The following is a 2,270-nucleotide window of genomic DNA, read 5'->3' on the forward strand; positions in this document are numbered from 1 at the left end:
CCTCGCGCTCGAGATCCTTTTCGGCGCGGATCGCGCGCATGCCGCGCCCGCCGCCGCCCCAGGACGCCTTGAGCATCACCGGATAGCCGATTTCGGCGGCCATCTCGCGGACTTTTGCCATGTCGTCGGGCAGCGGCTGGGTCGCCGGCACGACGGGCACGCCGACCTCGACCGCCAGATTGCGCGCCGCGACCTTGTTGCCGAGCCGTCGCATGGTTTCGGCGGTGGGGCCGATGAAGACGATGCCCGCCTCGTGGCAGGCGTCGACGAATTCCGGACTTTCCGACAAGAGCCCGTAGCCCGGATGGATGGCGTCGGCGCCGGACAGCCTGGCGACGCGGATCACTTCCTCGATCGACAGATAGCTCTCGATCGGACCGAGGTCCTTGCTCAGATGCGGGCCGCGGCCGACCTGGTAGCTCTCGTCCGCCTTGAAGCGGTGGAGCGCCAGCTTGTCCTCCTCCGCCCAGATCGCCACGGTCTTCAGGCCGAGTTCGTTGGCGGCGCGAAAGACGCGGATGGCGATTTCGGATCGGTTGGCGACAAGGATCTTGCGGATGGCCAAGGACTGTTCCCCCTACTCAAGTCGCACGACTTATAGTCGCTTTCGGTGACCGCTCAAGATTGCGGCGCCGCAGCGCTTTTCGCAAGTGCGAAAGGCAACGCGACCGCGCGTCAGCGGTTGCGAATCAGCGGAATCCGGCTTGGCCAGCCGAAACGCTGCTCCTCGCGCACCAGGGTGAACAGGCCGGATACCCCGACCAGCGCCATGCCGACCATGGCGAGCCCGTCCGGATATTCGCCGAAGAAGGTGGCGCCGATGACGGCAGCCCAGACGATCTGGCTGTATTGGGTGGGGGCCACCCTGGCTGCGGGCGCGAGCCGCGTCGCGAAGACGATCAGCAGGTGGCCCATGCCGGCGAACACGCCGCCGAGCAGGAGCACCGGCCATAATTCGCGCCCAGGCGTTTCGTAGGTCGGGATCATCAATATGCCATTGACGACGATCCCGGCGACGAGAACGGCGCCGATCAGTGTGATCCGCCGTTCGGAGGGGCCGAGGACACGCAGGATGATGACGGTCGCCGCGCCGCAGATCGCGACGAGGATGGCGGCGAAATGGCCCGGCAGGATTTCCCGGAAACCGGGCCTGACGACGAGCAGAACCCCGATGAGGCCGCCGAAGACGGCGAGCCAGCGCCGCCAGCCGACCGGCTCCTTCAGCACCACCCGGGAAAACACCGTCACGAAGATCGGCAGGAGAAAGATCAGCGCGTAGGCTTCGGCCAGCGGCAGGGTGGTGAAGGCGATTACCCCACCGATGCCGCCAAGCGTGCCGCTCAGCATCCGCAGCGCCAGCAGGCCCGGGCGCTTCGGCACGAAGACGTTGCCCCAATTGTCTTCCGGACGCTTGGTGAACAGCGCCGGCAACAGGGCGAACAGCGAGACGAAGAAGCCGATCTCGAAAATCGGCAGGTCGGGGCCGATCCACTTCAGGCTGGCGTCGGCGCCCGCAAAGGAAAAATAGGCGGCGAAGGCCAGGAGAATTCCGGCTTGCATGACTGACGATCCGAGAGGGCGGCGGGAGTCCGTCGCTATGCCGACCCCGTCCTATGATGCAACCGAATTCACTCCCCTTCGCGGCATTGCCCGGATTTTTTCGCGGCCTGTGTCGCGATCCCCACCGCCAGACGCGAAAAAAGGCAGCGAGGGGGAGCTGCCTTTTTCCGTCTGCATATCGCGATCGAGGGGGATGATCGCTTGGGGGTGCCTGAATAATGCGGGGGCTCGAAAGAGGGTCCGAAAAAAATCGAGTCAGACCAATTTTTTTCGCGCCTGCCGATCGCGAGGGCATCGTAGGCGTCCATCGGCCCGCCTCGCGAGGCCGAAGCCGTTGCAAATCAATGCGAAACCTTTTCCAAACGATGCGTGATCCCACATAGCGATACGCATGGCTCAATTCCCCCCCGTTCAAGAAACCATCCGCTTCGACGGAACCAATGTCACCGCCGTGCTCGGGCCGACCAACACCGGCAAGACGTTCCTGGCGATCGAGCGGATGGTGGCTCATTCGTCCGGAACCATCGGCCTGCCGCTGCGGCTGCTGGCGCGCGAGGTCTATCAGAAGGTCTGCGACCGGGTGGGGCCGGCGGCGGTCTCGCTGATTACCGGTGAGGAGAAGATCAAGCCGCCGAATGCGCGCTATTCCGTCTGCACGGTCGAGGCGATGCCGCGCGCGCCGAATACCGCGTTCGTTGCGATCGACGAGG

The 2,270-nt window shown here is 64.9% G+C and carries 3 protein-coding genes; 1 reads left to right on the forward strand and 2 read right to left on the reverse strand.

The window, feature by feature from the left end; genetic code table 11:
- Both MJ956_RS00815 and MJ956_RS00820 read right to left on the reverse strand, forming a co-directional pair.
- On the reverse strand, window positions 1–565 hold a 565-nt coding region (locus MJ956_RS00815; protein WP_279327032.1), incomplete at its 3' end, for a biotin carboxylase N-terminal domain-containing protein.
- Window positions 566–675: 110 nt separating this feature from the next.
- Window positions 676–1,560, reverse strand: coding sequence for a DMT family transporter (locus MJ956_RS00820; protein ID WP_253962587.1), 885 nt, complete (start codon window positions 1,558–1,560; stop codon window positions 676–678).
- 391 nt (window positions 1,561–1,951) lie between these two features.
- Between MJ956_RS00820 and MJ956_RS00825 the strand changes: the two genes are divergently transcribed.
- Window positions 1,952–2,270: DEAD/DEAH box helicase family protein (locus MJ956_RS00825; protein WP_479768631.1), on the forward strand; the 319-nt coding region annotated here is incomplete at its 3' end.

It is taken from the genome of Aurantimonas marianensis (genome assembly GCF_024195285.1).
In the GTDB taxonomy this organism is placed as follows: domain Bacteria; phylum Pseudomonadota; class Alphaproteobacteria; order Rhizobiales; family Rhizobiaceae; genus Aurantimonas; species Aurantimonas marianensis.

What these genes read in the sequence shown, in the direction of transcription:
- MJ956_RS00820 (WP_253962587.1), bottom strand. Translation starts at nt 1,560, where the DNA reads ATGCAAGCCGGAATTCTCCTGGCCTTCGCCGCCTATTTTTCCTTTGCG.